Origin of the sequence: Flavobacterium sp. (genome assembly GCF_031422135.1) — a bacterium.
Lineage (GTDB): Bacteria > Bacteroidota > Bacteroidia > Flavobacteriales > Flavobacteriaceae > Flavobacterium.
The window spans coordinates 21830-44822 of sequence record NZ_JANOQD010000020.1 but is presented as its reverse complement, the minus strand read 5'-3'; the positions used below and the strand labels follow the sequence as shown (position 1 = coordinate 44822).

The following is a 22993-nucleotide window of genomic DNA, read 5'->3' as shown; positions in this document are numbered from 1 at the left end:
TAATTAAAAAATTGGCTGCGTAGTTCAACTGGATAGAATATCAGATTTCGGCTCTGAGGGTTGGGGGTTCGAATCCCTTCGCAGTCACAATGAATAATAATTTGTTATCAAATTATTGATGTCAAAAAAATTAAGACTATGTACTTTTAGTACATTTTTCTTCCAGCTTCAAAAAAATTCATAGAAAATTCGTTAATTCTTACGAATTAATTTGGGTTAAACTTATTGCATTTGCAAACATTAGAAACCTTCTGTTTGCCAACCTAAATTCTTGATTTTTAATTCTTATCTTCGGAAAAATCACTATAACTTTTATTAACTAAATATTTTAATTTTTGATTCATATAATTAACTAAATTGCAGTCATTATGTTTAAAAATCATCAAATTAAATATTATGTACGACGAATTAAAATATTGGTATTTAAGAGATCATAAGTTATTTAGCGCTTTAAAATCGTCACAAATTAAACAATTGTGTATTATTGTTGGTTTTAAGAAAGCAAAAAAAGGGGAAGTTATTTATTTTTCATCTTCAGAAGTTCCAAGAATTTTTTTCTTAAAAACAGGCAATATTAAGATTATTTCTATTGATGAAGATGGTAGCGAAACCATAAAAGATATCATTCAAAGAGGTGATTTATTTGGAGAACTAGATTTAGTAAACGATATCAATTCAAACGAACAAGCGGTCGCTCTCACTAATGAAGTCAGTATATGTAGCTTTTTAATGTCTGACTTCGAAAATTTACTATTGCAAAATCCTAATTTAGCATTATCCTACACCAAGTTTGTAGGGTTAAAAATGAAACGTGTTAAGAACAGTTATTCAAATTTAGTTTCAAAAGATGCAAGAACAAGACTAATTGGCTTTCTTAAAGATTGGGCTGAAAAAGAGGGTGTTAAAAAAGACAATCATTACACAGTTGAAAATTATCTTACGCAAACAGATATTGCTCAAATTATTTGTACTTCTAGACAAACTACAACCCAATTGCTTAATGAACTTGAAAATGATGGACTAATTCATTACAACAGGAAAGAATTAATTATTGAAGATATTTCAAAATTCAATTAAAAAGTTAATTAATTCCCAAAATCTTTCATTTGTAAATTAGACGACAATTCCACTTTTTCAATCTCTTTAGATTTGTATTATAAAAATCAAGAGCTATGAAAAATTTAATTTACAAAACAATTACCAACACAACCCTACTGATAATCTTTATTGGATTGTCAAGTTTTACCCTAATAAAAGTGTTGAGTAATAATGAAATCAAAGTCACAAAAAATGGTTTTGCAGTTCTGGAACTCTTTACTTCTCAAGGTTGTAGCAGTTGTCCATCAGCTGATGCAGTTTTAGCGAAGTATGCTTTACAAAACAATCCAAATATTATTCCTTTATCATTTCACGTTAATTATTGGGATTATATGGGATGGAAAGATCCATTTAGTAAAGCTCAATTTACCGAAAGGCAACGTAAATATGCCAGCCAATTAAATACACAAGGAAACTATACACCACAATTAATTATTAATGGAAAATACGAACTTGTTGGAAGTAAGGAAAATGAAATTGAAAGACTTGTTAATAAAGAATTAGACTTAGAATCTAAAAATACTATTTCAATTGTAAAACAAGATAAAACACAAGATCAATTGAATGTTGAATTTGAATTAGGTTCCTATTTAGCAAACACAACAGTCAATGTAGCTTTAGTAAAGAAAAAAGAATTAACCAATATCAAAAGAGGTGAAAATAGGGGTTTAAAGCAAATGAACTATAATATTGTTTATGATTTTATAAGTATTCCAAGTTCACCAAAATTAATTATCAGAACCAATTTTAAGTTAAAATCAGATTGGCTTAGTTCAGATTTTTTATTAGTTGCTTATCTGCAAAATTCAAAAACAGGACAAATAATAACAGGTACAAAATCAATAATAAATTAAAAAAATAATTAAATAAAATAATATGAAAAAAATCAAAATTCTAGCTTATTCATTCTTATTAATGAGTATGTACAGTTGCAATTCTAGTGCTCAAACTAAAAAAGTAACAACCGTAGCAAAACCCAATAAAGGAATAGCCGTTTTTGCCGAAGGTTGTTTTTGGTGTAGTGAACACGTTTTTGAAGCCGTTGTTGGTGTTGGAGAAGTGGTTTCTGGATATACAGCTGGTACTACCAAAAACCCAACGTATGAACAAGTTGGGAGTAACAGAACTGGTCACGCCGAAGCAGTTTTAGTTTATTATGACCCTAAAATTGTAAGTTTTAAAGAATTGGTAAATGTGTTCTTTGCTTCTCAAGACCCAACAACACCCAATCAGCAAGGTCCAGATAGAGGCAGTGCTTATCGTTCGATTGCATTTTACAAAAATGAAAATGAAAAGAGAATTATCGAAAATAAAATAAAAGAACTTACGATAAATAAAGTTTTTTCAAAACCGATTGTTACAGAAGTGCTTCCTGTATCTGATTTTTATGCTGCTGAGGAGTACCATCAAGATTATGTAAAGCATCATCCGGATAATTCTTATGTTGAAAATGTTTCAATTCCAAGATACAAACTATTTAAAAAAACGTATAAAGGCAAATTAAAATCTAAATCTTAATTATTATGAAAACAGTTTATCAAATTGTATTACTACCATTATTATTTATAATGTTAGTAGCTTGCATAGATGCAAAGAATGACAAATCAAAAATTTTGCCAGAATTTATTCAAGAAGGTTTGTCTTTAAAAGACACTTCGCTAAGAAAAATTGTAAAAACAGATGTGGTATGGAAAAAAGAACTTACCAAAAATCAATACCATATTTTGAGAGAAAAAGGCACTGAAACTCCTTTTCAGAATGATTATTATGACAACCCCCAAAAAGGAAATTATTTTTGTGCAGGATGTAAACTTCCATTATTTTCATCAAAAACTAAGTTTGAATCAGGAACTGGTTGGCCAAGTTTTTATGCTCCAATCGAAAAAAATAGAGTGTCGGAAGCCATTGACGAAAGTTATGGAATGGTTAGAGGAGAAATCGTTTGTTCTAGATGCGAGGGTCATTTAGGTCACGTTTTTGATGATGGTCCAAACCCAACAGGTTTACGGTATTGTATGAATTCTGGTTCAATGCTTTTTTTGGCAGATAAATAAAAATAAACCCTTTTTGCAGATTAATTATTTGAAAGTGCTTTTGCATAAATTAGGTTTGTAAAAAAACAAACTAAATCCCATTTTTTTTATGCTGTTTGTCTATTAGACGACAATTTGAACTTTTCAATCGATTTATATTTGCTTAATAAATAATAACAACAATTAAATTTTAAACAAAATGAAAAAATTAGTATTAGTAGCATTTATTGCTTTATTATCAACAACAACATTCGCACAAACTGCGGCAAAAAGAATTTCTGAATACAATTTAGAGAAAAAAGTAGCCATTCAAGGCTATGATCCAGTGGCTTATTTTACACAAAAGAAAGCAGTAAAAGGAAAATCTACAATTGCATCCACTTATGAAGGCGTAATTTATTATTTTGCAACACAAGCTGACAAAGATTTATTCCTAAAAACCCCTACACAATACGAACCACAATATGGTGGATGGTGTTCTTATGCGATGGGTAACAATGGACCTAATGGAGAAAAAGTAGAAATTGATCCAGAAACTTTCAAGATTGTAGATGGAAAATTGAATTTATTCTACAATGCCTATTTTAATAATACTTTAAAAAGTTGGAATAAGGACGAAACCAAACTTAAAACGAAAGCAGACATTAACTGGAAAAAAATAATTAAATAAACCGATGAAAACAAACACTTTAATATGGATAATTAAACTTACAGCAGTTGTTATTCTATTGCAAACACTTTTCTTTAAATTTACTGGAGCTGAAGAAAGTATTTATATTTTTGAAACTTTAGGGATAGAACCTTTTGGCAGAATTAGTTCAGGTGTTGTTGAATTAATTGCTTCTATACTAATCTTAATTCCAAGAACAACTTTATTGGGAGCATTATTGGCATTAGGTACAATGGTTGGTGCTATTGTGTCGCATTTATTTGTACTTGGAATAGAAGTTAAAAACGATGGAGGCTTATTATTCATTTTAGCATCAATTACATTGGTTTGTAGTATTTATTTAATTGTAATAAACAAAAGCAAAGTACCAGATTTATTAAAACTCAAAATTTAATTTATGATAATAAAATCTATAAACCATTGCCTAAAACAAGTTAAAGATTTACTGATTCAAATTGAAGATAAAGACTATACTATACGGTGTTCAGAATTAAGCAACGCTAGCATTGGCGAGCACATACGACATATTATAGAAATGTTTCAATGTTTAACAAATGAATATAAATCTGGAATAGTAAATTATGATAAAAGAGAACGAAATAAGTTCTTAGAAATGGATGCTAATTTTGCATCCAATCAAATTGATTTATTGCTTAATAATATTGATAAGCCAAATAAAGAATTCTTACTACAACAAAATGGAATGGATGAAATAATTAGCATTAATACTAATTACTATCGTGAGCTAGTATACAATTTAGAGCATTGTATTCATCACCAAGCACTAATAAAAATAGGATTGATGCTTAATTTTGATTACAAAATTGATAAAAATTTTGGAGTAGCATTTTCAACTATCGAATATAGAAATCGAAATAAATGATTTGTTATAGCTAAATTTAGATAAAATGGAAAATAAACAGATAGCATTAATAGCTATTGTAGTTGATGAATATGATGACGCTATTTTTTATTATACGAAAAAGCTGAATTTTGAATTAATTGAAGATACAGTTATTGAAGATGATAAACGACGGGTTATCCTGTCACCAAATGGTTCTAAAAACTGCAATATTATTTTGATAAAAGCAGTTGTAGAAGGCCAAAAAAGCTGTATTGGAAATAAAACAGTTAGTAGCGCCATCATAGTATTAGAAACTGATGATTTTCAAAGCGATTATATCAACTTGATGAGAAATAGTGTTCCAATTACTATTGAGCCAACTATTAAAAAACCGTATGAAAAATTTTTGGCTTTCGAGGACTTATATGGCAATATTTGGAACTTAATAGAACCATTAAAATAAAAAAATCAAAGTCTAAAATCAATACTACCTTTAAAAATTCGTCAATATCTTCAAATCTGCAATAGTCTGTGTAGGGTTTTCTGCTTTGAAGACAAAATTTCCTGCTACAAGTACATCTGCGCCTGCTGCAACCAATTGTTTGGCATTTTTATCAGTAACTCCACCATCGATTTCGATTATAGTAGAAGCATTTTTGTGAGTGATTAAATCTTTTAGTTTTTTAATTTTTGTATAGGTGTTTTCTATAAACGATTGCCCGCCAAAGCCAGGATTTACACTCATAATACAAACCATATCGATATCGCAAATTACATCTTCTAACAAATCGATATTGGTATGTGGATTTACGGCTACACCAGCTTTCATTCCTTCTGCTTTGATAGCTTGTAGGGTTCTGTGCAAATGTGTGCAGGCTTCGTAATGTACGGTTATAATATTAGCGCCTAAATCAGAGAACGTTTTTATGTATCGGTCTGGATCTATAATCATTAAATGCACGTCGATTGTTTTTTTTGCGTGTTTTGTGATGGCTTCTAAAACTGGCATTCCGAAGGATATATTAGGTACAAAAACACCATCCATTATGTCAATGTGAAACCAGTCTGCTTCACTATTGTTAATCATTTCAATGTCTCTTTGTAAGTTGGCAAAATCGGCGGCTAGTACGGATGGGGCAATAAGTGTATTCTTCATTGTTTTGTAGTTGTGTGTTTGGTTGCTATTTCAAAATTCGTAGTTCGAAATTCGACGTTCAGCATTTTTGCAAAGATATGTTTTTTTGAAGTTTGAATAACGAATGAGGAATAACGAATTTTGGAGTTTTTGACATTTGATATTACGATACTGTTTCTTTGCGTGAGGGATAGCAGTGGAAATCCTTTTTCTCGTCAGTTCGAGTTCCTCGCTTTTTTGCGAGGAGTATCGAGAACACGAGAAAAAGATTGTAACGGATAGCCTGACCCTTTTCGGGTCACGCCAAAAAACAAAACTCCGGAAACCCGAGCGAAGCGAACGGACCGAAGTTTTGTTTGCCCTGCAAAAAACAAAACTCCGGTAATCAGCCGGAGTTTCAATCATCAATCAAAAAACGAACAGTTAATCAGACTGTTTGTCAGCGGTTTTTAGGATTATCCTAAATACGTTTTCAAGATTTTGCTTCTTGAGGTATGTTTTAATCTGCGGATTGCTTTTTCTTTTATTTGACGAACACGCTCACGTGTTAGGTCGAATGTTTCACCAATTTCTTCCAATGTCATTGGGTGTTGATCGCCAAGACCGAAGTACAAACGAACTACGTCTGCCTCACGAGGTGTTAATGTTTCTAGCGAACGCTCAATTTCGGTACGCAATGATTCGTGAATTAATTCACGGTCAGGATTTGGAGATTCCCCAGAACGAAGTACATCGTATAGGTTAGAATCTTCACCTTCTACAAGCGGCGCATCCATTGATAGGTGACGACCAGAGTTTTTCATAGACTCTTTTACGTCATTTACAGTCATATCTAGTTCTTTCGCAATTTCTTCAGCAGAAGGCGGTCTTTCATTAGATTGCTCTAATAAAGCGTACATCTTGTTGATTTTATTGATAGAACCAATTTTATTTAAAGGCAAACGCACAATACGAGATTGTTCTGCAAGTGCTTGTAAAATCGATTGACGAATCCACCATACGGCGTATGAAATGAATTTGAAACCACGAGTTTCGTCAAAACGTTGTGCAGCTTTTATAAGTCCAAGATTTCCTTCGTTGATTAAATCAGGAAGTGTAAGTCCTTGATTTTGGTATTGTTTTGCTACGGAAACTACGAAACGCAAATTGGCTTTCGTCAATTTTTCTAAGGCTTTCTGGTCACCAGCTTTGATTCGTTGTGCCAATTCTACTTCTTCATCAGCAGTAATTAGGTCAACTTTACCTATTTCTTGTAAATACTTGTCTAACGATGCTGTCTCACGATTGGTTACCTGTTTGGTAATTTTTAGTTGTCTCATTGTAGTTTCTCCTTAAATTTATAAGTGTACAATAGGTTATACGTAATGGGTGTCGAAAAAGTTACAAAAAGAAAGAAATATTTTTTTAAAATAGTATATCAATTTGATTATTCAATTGTTCCATATAATAATTGATTTTTCGAATGGCTTTATTAAAGAACAAATTTTGTTCTTTAATTCCCAAAACATTCAAGGGTTTTGAATTCAAGATTTGTTGGTTAAGCCATTGGTATACGTTTTGACAACTGTCTTCGTTTTCGGTAATAAAATAACCTAATAATGTATATGGTACAAAAAGGGTTAGTTTTTGATTGGTTTCAAAAAGGAGGTTGTTGTTAAGCATTACTAATTCATTGTAATAGATTTTGAATTTTGAATTTGGCTTGTTTGATTTTTCTTTGATGGTATTTAAAATTCGTTTTAGGTCTTCGAAAAGTAAATTCGCTGATTTGAAACTAAGCAATTCTGATTCATAAAAATATAGTATTTGTTGCAAACTACTGTTTATGGTGGTATCGTTCCAGATTTCCTTGACTTCAACTTTTTCATAGGCTGTTTTTAATTTCGTCATTGATTCGAGAAACGACTCGTTGATTACAAAATTTTCAAAACTCACTTTTGCCGTTTCTGAATTAATAAGATTGAGCCAAACATAGGCTTTAAATTTGGATAAAATCGTGGCATCCATAAAGTAGAAAAGCGGAATGTCTTTTGCAGAATAATATAAAAGGGTATTTGGATTTGATGTTAAAGCTTCAATTTTTTCAGCAGAATTCTCAAAATACAATTGCATTTCGGCTTGATTGGAAATCTCTATGGTTTTTTCGACAATGACTTTCCCTTTTTTTGAAAATAAATTATCTAACGAAATGTTGAAGTGATTCGCTAATTGTATGGTTTCGTCAATTGAGAATTTACTTTTTCCTGAAACTCTTCTATGAGATGCATCGTAACTAATATTTAGTACCGAAGCAATAACGTCATTAATAGACTCGTTTTGAGAAAGTTGTTTTCTTATTTGTTTTAAGAGTTGTTCTTGATTGTTCATAAATTTGCGATTATCACAAATATAGCAATTTATTTAATTGTTTATTACAAATTTATATGTGTAAATCGCAATAGGTTTGTGATGTTAATTTTAAAGAAATAGGAACTATGAAAAATAAAATTTTAATAATAATGACAATTTTCTCGGTAAATGTTTTTTCTCAAGATAGTTTACTTGTAATAGAGAATTCAACGCAAACAAGAATATTTAGTTTAACACCAAGAAGTAAGAAAGTTTCAAAAGTGAATGGTTTGACTTTTGGACTTGGTGTAAATTCGTTAATAGATTCCAATAATTCTATAAAAAAAATAAATGGAATAAATTTAGAAGTAAATCTAATTTCTGTTCTTTTAATGATGTTTGCTGATCCTTCCAAAATAAATTTCTCTGAAAATCCAGATTATTCCTTAAACGGCTTAAACATTAGTTCAGGAAATTTTAACAACGCCAAAATTAATGGTATAAATATTTCGGGTTTTAACTTGAGCAATTCAAATAACGGAATTTCTATAAGTGGATTTTACAATTATTCGGAAACTATAAATGGTTTGCATATTTCTGGACTTTCAAATTATTCAGAGAATTCTAATGGTTTGAATATTGCATTGTTTAATGAATCAGAAATAATGAATGGAATGCAAATAGGTGCTTGTAATCAGTCCAATACTATAAAAGGTCTACAAATAGGTTTGTATAATAAATCTACTAATCACATAGGGATTCAAATCGGATTATTCAATTTTACCAATAAAATCAAAGGATTGCAATTGGGTTTTTGGAATGTTAACGGTAAAAGGTCAATGCCAATTTTAAATTTTTAAATTATGAGAAAGTTATTTATCCTTTTTTTGATATTCGTTTATGGAAATATAGAAGCACAAGAATTTAAAATTGATTCAACAAAATATGAAAGGTTTAAAATCGAATATGGAATGTTGATTCCTTTGGGTAATCTTAAAGAAAAATTTGAAACTTCACACGAAATTGGATTTTGGTACCGAACTAGAATTGCCCACAATGACTTATTAGATATTGGCTTTAATTTGAATCTTCCATCAAGTCCAAAAAGATTCAATTATTATGGAAAAGATTCAATATTTAGAGTAAAAACAAAAGGTTTGAATGGAATGTTTGGTTTTAGAATGAATAAATTATACAAATTAAATCAAAATATTGCTTTAGAATGGAGATCATCAATTGGATACCACTTTTTTATTTTTGATGATTTAGAAAATAGATTATATGACAAAAAAAATCCGCCAAGTCAAGCAGAAATTGACAAACAAATTGAAGAAGACAGAAAAAATAATGTTATTAGAACAAAAAACACTTACTCAAAAGCGTTGTCAAGTTTGTATTTAGGTCAAGGTTTTACATTAAATTACAAACAAATAGGGTTACAATGCAATTATAATTTTACACCTTATAATTGGTTTTCAAAAAAAATAGATGGACATTTTGGCAATAGTTCTTTGTCAATAAGTACTTTTTATAAATTCTAATAAAATAAATGATAAAATCAGGTTATAATTTTACCTATAAAAAACAAGACTTCGAAGGTATAACTTTTGGAATAAACATCAATTTTGGGTCAGAAGATTATAATTATTTTTCATCAATGAAATTTTTTTGATAAAAAAACTAAGATTATTTTATATTTGTTAAAAAATATTTTAAAAAATGACTTTAAAAGAACTTTTTCTTTCAGTTGGTGAAAACCAAAATTATACGATTGCTTTTTTTACAATTATCCCAATTTGTGCATTCTTAGTTGGTATAATTGGCGGACAAAAAGACCATCTATCTCCTTGGAAATATATTTATACCATTTTGATTTATCTAATAAGTATTCCAGGAATATTTGCAGTAGGCTTAACTATTTATTTCTTTTTGTTTCAACGAGGAGATATTATGCAAACTAACTTGTTGCTTCAAATTTTGCCCATTGTTTCAATGATTGTTACCATTGCTATTATGCGAAACAATGTAAATCTTGATTATGTGCCAGGTTTTGACAAGATTTCTGGGCTTTGGTTAATGCTGTTTGCAACAATGTTTTTTATGTGGTTTTTAGAAAAAATTCATATTGTTGTTTTTTCCTATTTGCCATTTCAGTATTTGTTAGGCATTTTTGCATTGCTGTTCTTTGTTATTTATTTTGGGTGGCGAAAATTCGTGAGACAGAGCAATGGTTAAATCAAAAATCCAGTTTCAAACTAATGAAACTGGATTTTTTAATTTAATATTTATAGCTAATTCCAGACTGTAATACAAAAATATAAGGTTGGTATTCATTTGCTCTGTTGAAACCTTTTAATTGATACTTTAAATTTGGACTCAACTCCAAATTAATTTTATCAGATATTTTATAGGAGAAAGTAAAATTTAAGTTTGCTGTATAGCAGTTTTCGTTTAGATTTTTAGCTTTTCCTATTCTTAATTCTTCAACAGATTTTGATTTTATGTTTAAGGTGTTGTTTCCAAGAAACAAAAAACTCATACCTGCTCCGGTTGCAAATCCAAATTTACCATCTTTCCAAATATAGTAAGCTTCTAATGGGATTTCTGTATAACTTATTTTTTGGCTAAAGGTTATTTCTGAATCATTTAGGAATAAATTATTAAAATCACTTTCTGTTTTTTCGATTTGATAATCAATATTTCTGAAATCTAAAAATGAAGCGTCCTGTTTTAATATTGTTGTCGAATTTTTACTATTTATTACTCCAAAACCTGCTCTTATACCTAACTTTTTAGTAATCATTGCTCGAACATAAAAACCAAAATTTATATTTATCGATTCGTTTTTAGAAGTCACATTATACCTATCAGATAATGAATTTTTATTGTTAAAACTATTGGAATAACTTGGGCCAATGTATGGAGTTAAATATATGTTTAGTTTTTTTTCTTTTTTTACCAAGCTGTCTTTAGTTTTTTCTTTTTTGATTTCTTTTTTTGTAATTTTCTTTGTTTTTTGTTCTGTTAATGGAGTTATGATAGAATCGATTTTTGTTTCTTGAACAAATGTTGTTTCGTTATTTGAACCTGATAATTTATCACTTGCTGTTGAATTATCATCTAATTGTGCTGTTTTTGTGAATGGTCTTTTTGATTTTTTAATGTTAGCTTTCTTTTTTAGATTTGTTTTTTTACTTTTAGAAGCATTTTTTTTGTTTGAAATTTTGTTCTTATTTAAAGAGTTAGCGTCTTTTTTTTTCTTTAAACTTGAATTTTTATTTAAAGAAGTTGCTACTTTTTTTTTCTTTAAACTTAAATTTTTATCCATAGGTGTTGCTACTTTATTTTTCTTTTTGATGATATAGGTATATTTTTTAACAATTTCATATTCGGTGTATTCTGCTGATGATTTAACTAACCTTTTTGAAGTATTTACTAATTTTGTGGTTTCGTAATAATAGGTAGCTTTATTTTTTTTAGTCTTTTTGTTAGAATTGTTATCTGATGAAACAATTGATTTTGTACTATTCTGAATGTTATTTTTATTTTTTAAATAAACAGTATTAGTACTTTTGTTTTTTTGAACAAAAACTTTAGAATCATTTTTAACTAAATAACTGTTCTTTAGTTGAATGTTATTAGGAGCAACTTGGTCTTTATTTTTAATTGTACTTGAATTTTCAATTTCAATATTCTTTTGAGTCCTACTATCCTTTGCTAGATTGTTTTTCTCAATAGAATTTGCATTATTTTCTTGATTGTTTTTTTTATTATTAGTAATAGCATTATTTTTTAGAATAACTTCTTGGTTTGTTTTGTCATAATCTTTGAATTGATTGTTATTCAAAAATATACCACCAGCAATTAATCCTAAAATTAAAAAAGCAGTTGAATACCACAAGAACGGAATTTTTCTTTCTTTTTTGGAATCTAAATCTTTTTCAATATTTGACCATAAATCATTACTTGGAGATTTCTCCAGCTGATCTATTTTTTCTCTAAATATTTTCCCTATGTCTTTATTATTTTCCATTACTTATATTTTTATGGAATGAATTTTTAGCTTTTATTTTCTCTTTCAAAATGAGTTTCGCTCTATGCAAATTTGACTTTGAAGTACTTTCTGTAATAGAAAGCATACTGGCAATTTCTTGATGCGAATAATCGTCTAACTCATAAAGAGAGAATACCAGGCGATATTGATTGGGCAAATCTTGTATCAATGATAAAATATGATCTAATGACACATCAAAATCATTTTCATCTATTGTGGTGTCGTCTTTGAAATCATCTTTAATAGGAGATAATTGGAAGGTTTTCTTATAACTATCAATAGCCTTATTAATGGTAATTCGTTTCATCCAACCTTCAAACGAACCTTTGTTATTGAAATTTTTTATATTCGTGAAGATTTCAATAAACGAGTTATGCAAATTATCTTCCGCTTCTGCTTCGTTTGGACAATATTTTAGACTCAACACAAAAAGCGTTTTCTTATACTGATGGTACAACGCTTCTTGTGCTTGTCTGTTTTGCTTGATGCAAGATTTTATGAGATTTTCTAGATTCAATTTTTTTGTTTAATTCAATTACAAATATAGGATCATTTAATTTACAGTTGTATGGCCCTCCAAGTTCCTGGGGTTGTAGGATGAGTAAAATTTCCTGTAATAGTCATTCCCGATAGCGTTCCTGTGTAAACATAAGTTGAATTGTTTGGATTATTCCCTTCCCAAATATAAGTTAATGTATTTCCATTCAAAGCCCAAGTTCCATAAGTGATGAAATAGCCTTGACCAGATCCCATTTCATCAAATTTTGTGGTGTTATCCCCATTAAAGTTAATTGTTGATTCTATGATGTAATTGTCTGGCGAATATACTGACGTAAATTGCCAATTTGTATCACTTAATGATAAGGTGTTAAACGCTTGATTTTCGCCATAACTAATTCCAGAATTAGTAATTGCAAATATCCTGAAATAATATTTTGTATTTACTGTTAAATCAGAAATAGTACTGCTAAATGTATTGCTTATTTCATTTTTTCTACCATCGTTAATGGTAGGATTAGGGTTTGTGCTCCAACAAACACCTCGCGATGACACTTCATTATTTCCGTTTGGGATTATTTTACCACTAATTTTTATTGTTGTAAATGTTATTTCCGCATTAGCACTTGTAGTTTCATTGTTTACAATAGGAGTAGTTGCAGTAATTGGCTCGTCGCTGTTACAGGATACTATTGAAATCAATAGGATTCCAATAAATAATAAATTTAATTTTTTCATAATAGTTTTTTTAAGATTATATTTAGTAGTCAAAAAAATGATAAAAGGTTGCGTGAAATTTTATTTTAAATTTCATACAACCTTTTTAAGGACATTAAAAATATCTAACAGCTCTTGATTTTATAAGATTGGGATTTGGAATTTTAGAAACTGTATTTGTATTTCCAGTAGTAAAATCTATCGATTTTGCATTGTCTGCGTCAACTCCAGTGGAACTCCAATAGGATGAATCTGTTAAGTTTCCTAGATTTTGCATATACAAGTTTTCTTGTATAAGTTCTAATTCTCCAATTGAAGGTAGAAACCAATCTTTGTAGCCGTTAACTGTAAATGTAACAGCTTCTTTTCCAGCGACAGTTCCATTGTTCAGTGGATTGCAAATTGAAGGATTTGAGTAGAAATTTTGCAAATTATTATGAAAATTTATAATTGCTGCTGTGTTTCTTATTCCACTTCCAATTTCGAGATTTGAAGCATTTGATATATTGGAACCTAGACAACCCCATTCCGATATCCCTAAATCTGTTGGTGCAACCTCTAAATATCTCCACCCAGAACTATAAATTCCTTTGTCGTAAAAAACAATTCCACCAGCTGGGCCGTTGTCGCTTATTTCATAACTTGCGTTAGATTCACAGGATTTGTTTAAAATGATTGTTTTTGGTTCGGTTTTTATAGTTATTGTATCTTCAGTCAGCTCTACTTTTTTATTAAAATTCCAATCTTGAGCAACTTCGGAAGTTCCTTCTAAATTAATATTTATGTGTAATTCGTCATTTACAAATAGAAAAATCCAAGTTCCAACGTAGTTTGTGTTTTCGAAACTGAAAACAAGTGTGTTATCTGAATTTACATCAAAGATACCTCCAAAATATTTAATGTTTCCTTCATTTGTATATGTAATTTTCCAAACACATTTTTCTTCACTATCACCACTAAATAAACTGCTGCCATAGGCAATAATATCTTCTTTAGAGCAACTATCAATGGCTAGTTTTAATTCGTCATTATTATTAACTGTAAAAATTGTTCCATCAGTTAATGTTGTTGAAATTGGATAGCTAATACTAATGGATTGGTTGGTAGGAAAATTGGCTAAAAATAAGCTGAATTGTTCATCACTATTTAGAACAGTGGTTCCAATATTTTCTAAATTTGAATTATATATTATAGTTGTAAATGGATATATAAAATCAATACAAACAATATCCTGTAATGGATCTGTTGATTTGCTTGTAACACCTGAAATTAGTCTGAATAGCTTTGAATCTTTAGCAATAGTCTCTGTATTGCTTTTGCCTTCATACGGCTCCGTTGTGCAACTTATAATAAAAAATAAACTGAACGCAATTAACAATGAATTTAATTTTTTCATAATAAATATTTTTTTGAAAGGTTATACTTATTAGTCAAAATAAAATATAAAGGTTGCGCCAACTAAGTAATAAAATTCAAAAACCCCATTTCAAACTAATGAAATGGGATTCTCTATAAATAAACCTTTAGTAAACTATAAGATTGATTACTCTTTTTTCTCCTCACGTGGAGGTCTTGGCAAAAGTGCTTTTCTAGACACTTTTTCTTTTCTGGTTTTAGGATCCAATCCTAAGTACTTCACTTGAAAAACATCACCCATATTTACAACATCGGCAACATTTTCAGTTCTTTCCCAAGCTAGTTCAGATACGTGTAATAAAACTTCGTTTCCTGGTGCATCAGTATATTCTACAACGGCACCAAAATCTAACATTTTAATTACTTTCACTTCATAAGCTTCTCCCATTTGTGGTTTGAAAATAATCGAATCAATTTTAGCTAAAACCGCTGCAATTCCAGCTGGATCAGTTCCTAAAATCTCAACAACTCCTTGTTCGTCTACTTCGTTAATAACGATGGTACAACCAGTAGCTTTTTGTAATTCTTGAATTACTTTTCCTCCAGGCCCAATCAAAGCGCCAATGAAGTTTCCAGGAATGGTACGCATAATGATTTTTGGAGCGTGAACTTTAACATCAACATTTGGTTTAGCCAATGTTTCGATTAATTTTCCTAAGATGTGCAAACGACCATCACGAGCTTGAGCCAAAGCTTGCTCCATAATTTCGTATTTCAATCCGTCGATTTTGATGTCCATTTGACAAGCTGTAATTCCTTCAGAAGTTCCAGTTACCTTGAAATCCATATCTCCCAAATGATCTTCATCGCCAAGAATATCAGATAAAACTGCAAAACGATCACCATCTGTAATTAATCCCATCGCAATTCCAGAAACGGGACGAATCATTTGAACTCCAGCATCCATTAATGCTAATGTTCCAGCACAAACAGTTGCCATTGAAGACGAACCGTTAGATTCCAAAACTTCAGAAACAATTCTGATAGTATAAGGATTTTCAGCAGGAATCATATTTTTCAAAGCACGTTGTGCTAAGTTTCCGTGACCAACTTCTCTTCTTGAAGTTCCTCTTAACGGACGAGCTTCTCCTGTTGAAAATGGCGGAAAGTTATAATGCAAATAAAATTTTTCTTCTCCTTGTTCAGATGGTGAATCAATTTGGTTTGCTTCTCTAGAAGTTCCTAAAGTTGCTGTTGCCAATGCTTGAGTTTCTCCACGAGTAAACAATGCAGAACCGTGAACCGATGGTAAATAATCTACTTCACACCAAATTGGTCTGATTTCGGTAGTTTTTCTTCCGTCCAAACGCGTTCCTAAATCTAAAGTTACGTTACGAACTGCTTCTTTGTTAACTTTATAGAAATATTTAGAAACTAAATCGCCGTCTGTTGCTAATTCTTCTTCTGTAAATAACGCTTTTACTTCTTCTTTTACTTCTGCAAATGCTGCTGTACGTTCTTGTTTCGCTGAACCTTTGCTTGCAATTGCATAAATTTTATCATAAGCTGCTGCTTTCACTTTTGCGTGAATTGCATCGTCTGTTCTTTCTTGATCGTAAGTACGAACTTCTTTTTTTCCAAAAGCTGCTTGTAAACGTTCTTGCGCGGCAATCTGATTTTTGATATGTTCGTGTGCAAATTTAATGGCTTCTAACATTTCAGCTTCTGAAATTTCTTTCATTTCACCTTCTACCATTGCGATAGAATCGGTTGAAGCACCAATCATCATATCAATATCTGATAATTCTAATTGTGCACGAGATGGATTGATGATAAATTTTCCATCAATACGTCCAACTCTAGCTTCAGAAATTAAAGTTTCAAAAGGAATATCTGACAAAGCCAATGCTGCTGATGCTGCTAATCCTGCCAATGCATCTGGCATTACGTCTTCATCGTGAGACATTAATTGAATCATTACTTGTACTTCAGCGTGGTAATCACTTGGGAAAAGCGGACGCAAAACGCGGTCTACCAAACGCATTGTTAATACTTCGCTGTCGCTTGGACGAGCTTCTCTTTTGAAGAAACCTCCAGGAAAGCGTCCTGCTGCTGCAAATTTTTCGCGATAATCTACCGTTAATGGTAAAAAATCGATACCTGGACTTGCTTTTCTTGATGATACAACTGTTCCTAAGATTACAGTTTTACCAATTCTTACTACTACAGAACCGTCAGCTTGTTTGGCCAAACGTCCTGTCTCGATTGTGATGCTTCTGCCATCACCTAAATCGATTTTTTCTACAAATAACTGTGGAATCATAAATTTTTCCTTTTTAATTTTACATTGGTTTTCTGCCTGTCAGCAGAGTAGTTGTGTTGTTGTAGTTGTTGTGTTCCAATGAAAAACTAAACTTTTTTAAGCGTAATATAAAAACAAAAAGAGGCACTTGCGCACCTCTTTTTTTATTGATTATTTTCTAATATTCAATTCTTTGATAATTTCACGATATCTGTTGATTTCTGTTTTCTTTAAATAATCTAACAAAGATCTTCTTTTACCTACTAACAAAACTAGTGAACGTTCTGTGTTGTAATCGTGACGATTTTTTTTCAAGTGTTCTGTTAAGTGCGAAATTCTGAAAGTGAATAATGCAATTTGAGATTCAGATTTACCTGTGTTTTCTGCTTTTCCTCCGTGTTTAGCGAAAATTTCCGCTTTTACTTCTTTAGTTAAGTACATTTTAATATTTTTTAAATGATTAGGATGTAGAATTACGTTTTTCGTATTCGAGTGCAAAAGTAGCTATTAATTATGGATTATGAATTATAAAATCTGAATTATTTTAATTTTTGACTAAAATATTGATTTTGTTTACTTTGCGTGAGTGATGGAAGTGTAGCTCTTTTTTGGGAAGCTTTTTTTTAGCTTCTCAAAAAAAGCGGGAACGTACAGCACGACCCGTAGTTTTTACGAAGGGGCACGCCCGAAATAAAAAAGTTACTGTTTGTAGTATTAAGCTGAATTTTATGAATATTTTTTTTATTGATGTTCCTCTAAAATAGCTTGCAAAGCATTTATATCCTCAGGAGTATTGAACACATTTACCGAAACTCGAATTGATTGTCCTCTAACCGAAACATATATTTTGTGCTCTTCCAATGCTGCCAAAAGCATATTTAAATTTAAGGATGTTGGTAATGAAATTCCAAACAAATGCTTGCTTCGATATTCAGGTTCTTCAATGGTATAATTGCTTTTCCCCAAAAAGGCAATTAAAGGTTTACTAAGGTTTTCGCAATAATTCTCAATGTTTTCCACATTCCAATCTAATAATTGTTCTACAGCTGTATTGAACATTGGCAAAAGAATAAAATTACTGTATTCCCCAACATTATACCGATTTGAACCTTCTTTATATTCGTTTGTGTACTGCGTGAGTTTAGTAAAATCTTCGGCATTGGAGCGATTTACCCAGGCTTCTTCCAAAGGGATTCCATTGGCAAAACGATTGCTGTAATAACCAAAGCCAATACTGTATGGACCTAAAAGCCATTTGTAAGCCGCACAAACCAAAACATCTATGTTGTATAATTGAACGTCTATAATTGCAGCACCTACAGATTGTGTACCATCAACTATAAAAACAACATCGTTTTCTACACATTTTTGTCCAATCGATTTCAAATCAAATTTTGTTCCATCTGTCCAATGAACTGAAGAAATGACAACTACGGCTGTATCTTTATCTATATTTTCAAGAATAGTAGTATTCCAATCCCGCCCTTTGGTATTAGAATTTATTGGTTCGGGAATAATTTGAAGTTCTTTTTTATTACCATCACACCATTTTTTTATTTCATTGTAACCACTTGGAAATTCGTTTCCAACAACTACAGCTTTATTGCCATTTTGCAGTGGTAAATTTGCAATAGCTGATGCCAAACCATAGCTTACAGAAGGGATTATTGCAATGTTCTTTGAGGGAGCATTGATTAGTTTTCCAATATTTTGCTTGGTTGTTTCGGCAAGTTCAAAAAAATGAGTTGTTTTTATCAAAAACGGGTTTCGCTTACCAATCATTCCATTTATTCCTGCTTCTTCCACAGATTTTAGTAATGGCGACATATAAGCGCAATTCAAATAATGTACTCCTTCCTCTAATTGAAATAAATGTTTTTGGTTGTTCATTATTTGTATTTTGATATCGCTTAAGTTAACTTCTTTTTAATAAAGTTTTGAAATTTCTTCATTTACAAACTCCAAAAATCGTTCGTCAGCTTCTGTAAATGGATCTAAAACATTAGAATCGATATCAATTTGTCCTATATTTTGCCCGTTTACAAAAAGCGGTACCACAATTTCAGATTTCACTGTAAAACTACACGCAATATAATTGTCTTGTGCTGCGACATCTGGCACAACAAAATTTTCATTAGAAACTGCTACTTGCCCACAAATTCCTTTCCCAAACGGAATCACAGTATGATCGGTTTCGGCACCCACGTAAGGACCTAAATGCAAAGTTTTTGTTTCGTGATTGGCAAAATAAAATCCAACCCAAGTGTAGTATTCAATATTTTGTTCAAGTAGTTGGCAAATTTTCAATAATTTTTCATCTCTTGAAAAAGTAGTATTTGAAGTAATTTCAGTTACTTTTGGTTTTAATGTTTCAAAAATCATATTTTATTTATTTTGTACAAAAGTATTTAAAGCAGATTTTAATTTTTGTATAAATTTGTTAAAAATTTCAATTTGAAAAAATATTTTATTCAATATAAACCTTTTTTGCTTTTTCTAGGGAAATTTTTCTTGGCTTATTTAATTTTGACACTTATTTATCGATTGTATATTACTAACACTTGCGATGATTGTGTTGACAGAATAACTCAGAATGTTTCAATTTTAACTGAAAAATTTTCAAATTTTATGGGTTTCAATTTATCTACTGTTAGAGATTATGGTCAATATAAAATTATTTTTGAGAATAAAATGGTTGCTAGAATTGTCGAAGGTTGCAATGCTGTAAGCGTAATTATTTTGTTTATTTCATTTGTTATTGCTTTTTCAGGAAAATTCAAACAAACTTTTTTTTTTATTTTGACAGGAAGTTTAATTATTTACATATTGAATATATTTCGGATCATTGTTTTAAGTGTTTTAATGTTTCATTATCCTGAACAAGAACATTTTTTACACGGTGTTGTTTTTCCATTAATTATATATGGCGTAGTTTTTATTTTGTGGGTTATTTGGGTTAATAAATTTTCTAAATATGCTACAACTACTATCAAATAATAAAGTAAAAATCATTCAACTTATTTTTCTCGTTGGATTATTTGCTATTATTCGCGCTTTTGAAAATCAATTGTTTTACGACCCTTTTTTAAATTATTTTAAAGCAGAAAAAGCAACAACTTATCCAGAATTTGACTCAGTTAAACTGTATTTTAGTTTGTTTTTGAGGTATTTTTTAAATGCAATTATTTCAATAGCCATCTTGTATGTTATATTTAAAGATTTTGTTTTAGTGAAGTTTTCAGTTTTTCTATTTTCTATTTTTTTTATAATGCTACTTATTTCGTTTTTTATTGTTTTAAATTATTTCGACGAAAGTCATAAAATGATTCTTTTTTACATCAGAAGATTTCTCATCCAACCCGTTTTTATATTGCTTTTTATTCCGGGGTTTTATTTTCAGAAACAATCGGATAAAAAAATAACAAATCATTAGCTTTTAGTGTTCAAGCAATTGCTTAACTTTGCAAAGTGAAAATCAGAATGCAAATATCTATTTTACTGGCAATGCTAGTATTAGTTTCCAATTTTGGTTTGGCTTTCAATGTGCATTATTGTGGCGGGAAAATAGCATCGATTTCATTAAAAAATAATTTTTCTCTGACAAACAATGAATTTGATTGTTGTGGAATAAGCGAAAAAAAATCATCTTGTTGTAAAGATAAGCTCATCAAAATTGAAAAAAAATCGGAAAATACCATAGAGAAAGCGATTTCTTTTTCCGCTAATTTGGATTTTTTAATTAAAGAATACAACCCAATTCTATTGGTTAAAAAAACAGTTTTTAAAAACTGTAAAATAACTTCTTATGCTTGCAATGCCAATGCACCTCCTATTTTTAAACGGAATTGTCAACTCATTTTCTATGCTTGATTTAATGTTTGAATCGAAATAAATCGAATTTTAAACATTAAAATTATTATATGAAACAAATTATTCTATTTTTTGTTGTTTTATTCTCTTTTTCCGTTTTTGCACAAGACACTTTGCAAGCTGTAAAAATTGAAGGACAACGAAAAAAACTCCAAAAATCATTACTCAAAACTACCAATACAACTGTTTTGTCCAGCAAAGAATTACTTAAAGCTGCTTGTTGCAATTTGGCTGAAAGTTTTGAAACCAACCCGTCCATAGATGTTAATTTTTCTGATGCCTTGACAGGAACCAAACAAATAAAAATGTTGGGTTTAACTTCTCCATATTTGTTAATTGCCGAAGAAAACATTCCTTCGGTTCGAGGTGCATCACAAGCTTTCGGACTATCATTTACGCCAGGAACTTGGGTAGAAAGTATTCAAATTACCAAAGGAGCCGGAAGCGTAATCAATGGTTTTGAAAGCATTTCGGGACAAATAAATACTGAATTGCTAAAACCAATGAAAGACATTCCGTTTTTCTTAAATATTTATGGTTCTACCGATGCTCGTTTGGAAGTCAATACACATTTGAACAAAAAACTATCCGACAAATGGGCAACTAGTTTGTTTGTTCACGGCAACAGCAGATTGGTTAAAAACGATATGAATGACGATGGTTTTCTGGATAATCCGTTGGGAAGTCAAATAAATATTCTCAATCGTTGGCAATATACTAATGCTGAAAAAGGATGGGTTAGTTTTTTGAATTTCAGATATATGAACGACGAAAAACAAGCTGGTCAAACTGATTTTAATCCGAAAAGCGATAAATTTACAACCAACTTTTGGGGATCAGAAATTAACACACAACGTTTCGATTTTTCTTCCAAAATAGGCTATGTTTGGCCAGAAATGCCATATCAAAGCATTGGTTTTCAAAATGCCTATAACAGCCACGACCAAGAATCTTATTTTGGATTTAGACAATATAATATCAAACAAAATAGTTTTTATTCTAATTTGATTTTTAATTCAATAATCAACAATACTTTGAATAAATTTTCAACAGGATTGAATTTTACTTCCGATGAATATGATGAATTTGTAAACACAAACGATTATAGTAGAAAAGACAATTCTTTGGGTGCTTTTTTTGAATATACCTATGATAATGGGGATGATTTTAGTGTTATTATCGGTGGTAGAGCTGATTATCACAATCGTTTAGGTGTTTTTGCAACACCACGTTTGCACGCAAGATACAATCCTTGGAAAGATGCTGTTGTTCGATTTTCTGCTGGAAGAGGCAAACGACAAGCTAATATTTTTGCCGAAAACCAACAACTTTTTGGGAGTTCTAGAAATTTTAATATTCTAGACAATTCTGGAAAAACGTATGGTTTGAATCCTGAAATTGCTTGGAATTATGGCTTTGGGTTTTTGCAAAAATTTCCTATTTTTGATATGAATGCTGATATTTCTGTAGATTTCTATAGAACCAATTTTCAAAATCAAGTCGTAGTCGATTTGTTTCAAAGTGCACAACAAGTAGATTTTTATAATTTGAAAGGGAAGTCGTTTGCCAATAGCTTACAATTGGAATTCAATTTAGAAATAATCAAACATCTTAATTTGCGAACATCGTATAAATTTTATGACAACAAAACCGATTACAATTTGGGTAGTTTTCAAAGACCATTACAGGCGCAAAATCGTTTTTTTACGAACCTAGAATTTGAAACACACATAAAAGAGAAAGGACAACAATGGAAGTTTGATTACACCTTAAATTGGATTGGAAAACAGCAATTGCCACGAACAATGTCAAATCCGGTTCCAAATCAATTATCTGATTTTTCGCCTTCGTTTGTATTGATGAATGCACAAATTACTAGAACTTTTTCATCCGTTTTCGAGATGTATGTTGGTGCAGAAAATTTCGGAAATTATACACAGCAAAAAGCGATTTTAGGAGCTGACAATCCTTTTGGAACAAGTTTTGATAGTAGTATTGTGTATGCTCCCATTTTTGGACAAATGTTTTATGCTGGGTTGCGATTTAAAGTGAAATAATTTTCAAAAATAATTTTCAAAAATCAATTTC

26 protein-coding genes and 1 tRNA gene are annotated in these 22993 nt (G+C 30.5%); 16 read left to right on the top strand and 11 right to left on the bottom strand.

Features of this window, described 5'->3' with window-relative positions; all coding sequences use genetic code 11:
* Positions 1–13: 13 nt before the first annotated feature.
* The 9 genes from RMO70_RS03410 to RMO70_RS03370 all read left to right on the top strand — a co-directional run bounded on the left by RMO70_RS03410 (position 14) and on the right by RMO70_RS03370 (position 5108).
* Positions 14–87, top strand: a tRNA-Arg gene (locus RMO70_RS03410).
* Between the two features lie 309 nt (positions 88–396).
* On the top strand, positions 397–1077 hold the full coding sequence (locus RMO70_RS03405; protein WP_310555018.1) for a Crp/Fnr family transcriptional regulator: 681 nt from the start codon (positions 397–399) through the stop codon (positions 1075–1077).
* 95 nt (positions 1078–1172) lie between these two features.
* Positions 1173–1952: a DUF1223 domain-containing protein gene (locus RMO70_RS03400; protein WP_310555017.1), complete on the top strand. Its 780-nt coding sequence runs from the start codon at positions 1173–1175 to the stop codon at positions 1950–1952.
* A 22-nt stretch (positions 1953–1974) separates the two neighbouring features.
* Positions 1975–2616: a peptide-methionine (S)-S-oxide reductase MsrA gene (gene msrA / locus RMO70_RS03395; protein ID WP_310555016.1), complete on the top strand. Its 642-nt coding sequence runs from the start codon at positions 1975–1977 to the stop codon at positions 2614–2616.
* 5 nt (positions 2617–2621) lie between these two features.
* Positions 2622–3152: a peptide-methionine (R)-S-oxide reductase MsrB gene (msrB, locus tag RMO70_RS03390; protein WP_310555015.1), complete on the top strand. Its 531-nt coding sequence runs from the start codon at positions 2622–2624 to the stop codon at positions 3150–3152.
* A gap of 178 nt (positions 3153–3330) precedes the next feature.
* Positions 3331–3801: a YHS domain-containing (seleno)protein gene (locus tag RMO70_RS03385; protein ID WP_310555014.1), complete on the top strand. Its 471-nt coding sequence runs from the start codon at positions 3331–3333 to the stop codon at positions 3799–3801.
* A gap of 4 nt (positions 3802–3805) precedes the next feature.
* Positions 3806–4195 carry a DoxX family membrane protein gene (locus RMO70_RS03380; protein WP_310555013.1) on the top strand — a complete coding sequence of 130 codons (390 nt, stop codon included), beginning with the start codon at positions 3806–3808 and terminating at the stop codon, positions 4193–4195.
* 3 nt (positions 4196–4198) lie between these two features.
* Positions 4199–4684, top strand: coding sequence for a DinB family protein (locus RMO70_RS03375; protein WP_310555012.1), 486 nt, complete (start codon positions 4199–4201; stop codon positions 4682–4684).
* Between the two features lie 25 nt (positions 4685–4709).
* The gene (locus tag RMO70_RS03370; protein WP_310555011.1) at positions 4710–5108 is read left to right on the top strand and encodes a VOC family protein; all 399 of its coding nucleotides are present in this window, start codon (positions 4710–4712) and stop codon (positions 5106–5108) included.
* A 30-nt stretch (positions 5109–5138) separates the two neighbouring features.
* On the opposite strand, the gene rpe is transcribed toward RMO70_RS03370, so the two are convergent.
* The 3 genes from rpe to RMO70_RS03355 all read right to left on the bottom strand — a co-directional run bounded on the left by rpe (position 5139) and on the right by RMO70_RS03355 (position 8147).
* Entirely contained in the window at positions 5139–5801 is a 663-nt protein-coding gene (rpe, locus tag RMO70_RS03365; protein WP_310555010.1) for a ribulose-phosphate 3-epimerase, read from the bottom strand.
* 434 nt (positions 5802–6235) lie between these two features.
* A complete protein-coding gene (locus tag RMO70_RS03360) occupies positions 6236–7099 on the bottom strand; it encodes an RNA polymerase sigma factor RpoD/SigA (RefSeq protein WP_140508168.1) in 864 nt (287 codons plus the stop codon).
* Positions 7100–7184: 85 nt separating this feature from the next.
* Positions 7185–8147 carry a helix-turn-helix transcriptional regulator gene (locus RMO70_RS03355; protein ID WP_310555009.1) on the bottom strand — a complete coding sequence of 321 codons (963 nt, stop codon included), beginning with the start codon at positions 8145–8147 and terminating at the stop codon, positions 7185–7187.
* Positions 8148–8254: 107 nt separating this feature from the next.
* Between RMO70_RS03355 and RMO70_RS03350 the strand changes: the two genes are divergently transcribed.
* The 3 genes from RMO70_RS03350 to RMO70_RS03340 all read left to right on the top strand — a co-directional run bounded on the left by RMO70_RS03350 (position 8255) and on the right by RMO70_RS03340 (position 10343).
* Positions 8255–8968: an LA_2272 family surface repeat-containing protein gene (locus RMO70_RS03350; protein ID WP_310555008.1), complete on the top strand. Its 714-nt coding sequence runs from the start codon at positions 8255–8257 to the stop codon at positions 8966–8968.
* A gap of 3 nt (positions 8969–8971) precedes the next feature.
* On the top strand, positions 8972–9649 hold the full coding sequence (locus RMO70_RS03345) for a hypothetical protein (RefSeq protein ID WP_310555007.1): 678 nt from the start codon (positions 8972–8974) through the stop codon (positions 9647–9649).
* A 178-nt stretch (positions 9650–9827) separates the two neighbouring features.
* Positions 9828–10343, top strand: a complete 516-nt coding sequence (locus RMO70_RS03340; protein ID WP_310555006.1) for a hypothetical protein — start codon at positions 9828–9830, stop codon at positions 10341–10343.
* Between the two features lie 43 nt (positions 10344–10386).
* Here the strand turns inward: RMO70_RS03340 and RMO70_RS03335 are convergent, their stop codons facing one another.
* From RMO70_RS03335 to RMO70_RS03300, 8 genes are all read right to left on the bottom strand, one after another.
* Positions 10387–12141 (bottom strand): outer membrane beta-barrel protein, encoded by a 1755-nt coding sequence (locus tag RMO70_RS03335; protein ID WP_310555005.1) that lies wholly within the window; start codon positions 12139–12141, stop codon positions 10387–10389.
* Positions 12131–12679: a sigma-70 family RNA polymerase sigma factor gene (locus RMO70_RS03330; protein ID WP_310555004.1), complete on the bottom strand. Its 549-nt coding sequence runs from the start codon at positions 12677–12679 to the stop codon at positions 12131–12133. The genes RMO70_RS03335 and RMO70_RS03330 overlap by 11 nt, the downstream gene beginning before the upstream one ends.
* A 41-nt stretch (positions 12680–12720) precedes the next feature.
* Positions 12721–13398, bottom strand: a complete 678-nt coding sequence (locus RMO70_RS03325; RefSeq protein WP_310555003.1) for a hypothetical protein — start codon at positions 13396–13398, stop codon at positions 12721–12723.
* 94 nt (positions 13399–13492) lie between these two features.
* Positions 13493–14773: a hypothetical protein gene (locus tag RMO70_RS03320; protein WP_310555002.1), complete on the bottom strand. Its 1281-nt coding sequence runs from the start codon at positions 14771–14773 to the stop codon at positions 13493–13495.
* 147 nt (positions 14774–14920) lie between these two features.
* Positions 14921–17056 (bottom strand): polyribonucleotide nucleotidyltransferase, encoded by a 2136-nt coding sequence (locus RMO70_RS03315; protein ID WP_310555001.1) that lies wholly within the window; start codon positions 17054–17056, stop codon positions 14921–14923.
* 150 nt (positions 17057–17206) lie between these two features.
* A complete protein-coding gene (gene rpsO / locus RMO70_RS03310) occupies positions 17207–17476 on the bottom strand; it encodes a 30S ribosomal protein S15 (protein WP_310555000.1) in 270 nt (89 codons plus the stop codon).
* Positions 17477–17776: 300 nt separating this feature from the next.
* Positions 17777–18925, bottom strand: a complete 1149-nt coding sequence (locus tag RMO70_RS03305; RefSeq protein ID WP_310554999.1) for an aminotransferase class V-fold PLP-dependent enzyme — start codon at positions 18923–18925, stop codon at positions 17777–17779.
* Between the two features lie 36 nt (positions 18926–18961).
* Positions 18962–19417: a GAF domain-containing protein gene (locus tag RMO70_RS03300; RefSeq protein WP_310554998.1), complete on the bottom strand. Its 456-nt coding sequence runs from the start codon at positions 19415–19417 to the stop codon at positions 18962–18964.
* Between the two features lie 72 nt (positions 19418–19489).
* Here RMO70_RS03300 and xrtF point away from each other — a divergent pair, with 72 nt between their 5' ends.
* Genes xrtF through RMO70_RS03280 form a run of 4 tightly spaced genes read left to right on the top strand, consistent with a single transcriptional unit; the run spans position 19490 to position 22962 of the window.
* Positions 19490–20032 carry an exosortase family protein XrtF gene (xrtF, locus tag RMO70_RS03295; RefSeq protein ID WP_310554997.1) on the top strand — a complete coding sequence of 181 codons (543 nt, stop codon included), beginning with the start codon at positions 19490–19492 and terminating at the stop codon, positions 20030–20032.
* A complete protein-coding gene (locus RMO70_RS03290) occupies positions 20010–20468 on the top strand; it encodes an exosortase F system-associated membrane protein (RefSeq protein WP_310554996.1) in 459 nt (152 codons plus the stop codon). The genes xrtF and RMO70_RS03290 overlap by 23 nt, the downstream gene beginning before the upstream one ends.
* 47 nt (positions 20469–20515) lie before the next feature.
* The gene (locus RMO70_RS03285; protein WP_310554995.1) at positions 20516–20905 is read left to right on the top strand and encodes an HYC_CC_PP family protein; all 390 of its coding nucleotides are present in this window, start codon (positions 20516–20518) and stop codon (positions 20903–20905) included.
* A gap of 50 nt (positions 20906–20955) precedes the next feature.
* A complete protein-coding gene (locus RMO70_RS03280; RefSeq protein ID WP_310554994.1) occupies positions 20956–22962 on the top strand; it encodes a TonB-dependent receptor plug domain-containing protein in 2007 nt (668 codons plus the stop codon).
* The last annotated feature ends 31 nt before the right edge of the window (positions 22963–22993 follow it).

Bases quoted from the DNA above. Each gene is read 5' to 3' on its own strand.
- RMO70_RS03375 (WP_310555012.1), top strand. From the start codon at position 4,199: ATGATAATAAAATCTATAAACCATTGCCTAAAACAAGTTAAAGATTTA.
- msrA (WP_310555016.1), top strand. From the start codon at position 1,975: ATGAAAAAAATCAAAATTCTAGCTTATTCATTCTTATTAATGAGTATG.
- RMO70_RS03285 (WP_310554995.1), top strand. From the start codon at position 20,516: ATGCAAATATCTATTTTACTGGCAATGCTAGTATTAGTTTCCAATTTT.
- RMO70_RS03345 (WP_310555007.1), top strand. From the start codon at position 8,972: ATGAGAAAGTTATTTATCCTTTTTTTGATATTCGTTTATGGAAATATA.
- rpe (WP_310555010.1), bottom strand. From the start codon at position 5,801: ATGAAGAATACACTTATTGCCCCATCCGTACTAGCCGCCGATTTTGCC.
- RMO70_RS03300 (WP_310554998.1), bottom strand. From the start codon at position 19,417: ATGATTTTTGAAACATTAAAACCAAAAGTAACTGAAATTACTTCAAAT.
- RMO70_RS03350 (WP_310555008.1), top strand. From the start codon at position 8,255: ATGAAAAATAAAATTTTAATAATAATGACAATTTTCTCGGTAAATGTT.
- RMO70_RS03305 (WP_310554999.1), bottom strand. From the start codon at position 18,925: ATGAACAACCAAAAACATTTATTTCAATTAGAGGAAGGAGTACATTAT.
- RMO70_RS03315 (WP_310555001.1), bottom strand. From the start codon at position 17,056: ATGATTCCACAGTTATTTGTAGAAAAAATCGATTTAGGTGATGGCAGA.
- RMO70_RS03400 (WP_310555017.1), top strand. From the start codon at position 1,173: ATGAAAAATTTAATTTACAAAACAATTACCAACACAACCCTACTGATA.
- RMO70_RS03290 (WP_310554996.1), top strand. From the start codon at position 20,010: ATGCTACAACTACTATCAAATAATAAAGTAAAAATCATTCAACTTATT.
- RMO70_RS03360 (WP_140508168.1), bottom strand. From the start codon at position 7,099: ATGAGACAACTAAAAATTACCAAACAGGTAACCAATCGTGAGACAGCA.
- msrB (WP_310555015.1), top strand. From the start codon at position 2,622: ATGAAAACAGTTTATCAAATTGTATTACTACCATTATTATTTATAATG.
- RMO70_RS03385 (WP_310555014.1), top strand. From the start codon at position 3,331: ATGAAAAAATTAGTATTAGTAGCATTTATTGCTTTATTATCAACAACA.
- rpsO (WP_310555000.1), bottom strand. From the start codon at position 17,476: ATGTACTTAACTAAAGAAGTAAAAGCGGAAATTTTCGCTAAACACGGA.
- RMO70_RS03405 (WP_310555018.1), top strand. From the start codon at position 397: ATGTACGACGAATTAAAATATTGGTATTTAAGAGATCATAAGTTATTT.
- RMO70_RS03280 (WP_310554994.1), top strand. From the start codon at position 20,956: ATGAAACAAATTATTCTATTTTTTGTTGTTTTATTCTCTTTTTCCGTT.
- RMO70_RS03335 (WP_310555005.1), bottom strand. From the start codon at position 12,141: ATGGAAAATAATAAAGACATAGGGAAAATATTTAGAGAAAAAATAGAT.
- RMO70_RS03320 (WP_310555002.1), bottom strand. From the start codon at position 14,773: ATGAAAAAATTAAATTCATTGTTAATTGCGTTCAGTTTATTTTTTATT.
- RMO70_RS03340 (WP_310555006.1), top strand. From the start codon at position 9,828: ATGACTTTAAAAGAACTTTTTCTTTCAGTTGGTGAAAACCAAAATTAT.
- RMO70_RS03355 (WP_310555009.1), bottom strand. From the start codon at position 8,147: ATGAACAATCAAGAACAACTCTTAAAACAAATAAGAAAACAACTTTCT.
- RMO70_RS03325 (WP_310555003.1), bottom strand. From the start codon at position 13,398: ATGAAAAAATTAAATTTATTATTTATTGGAATCCTATTGATTTCAATA.
- RMO70_RS03370 (WP_310555011.1), top strand. From the start codon at position 4,710: ATGGAAAATAAACAGATAGCATTAATAGCTATTGTAGTTGATGAATAT.
- RMO70_RS03380 (WP_310555013.1), top strand. From the start codon at position 3,806: ATGAAAACAAACACTTTAATATGGATAATTAAACTTACAGCAGTTGTT.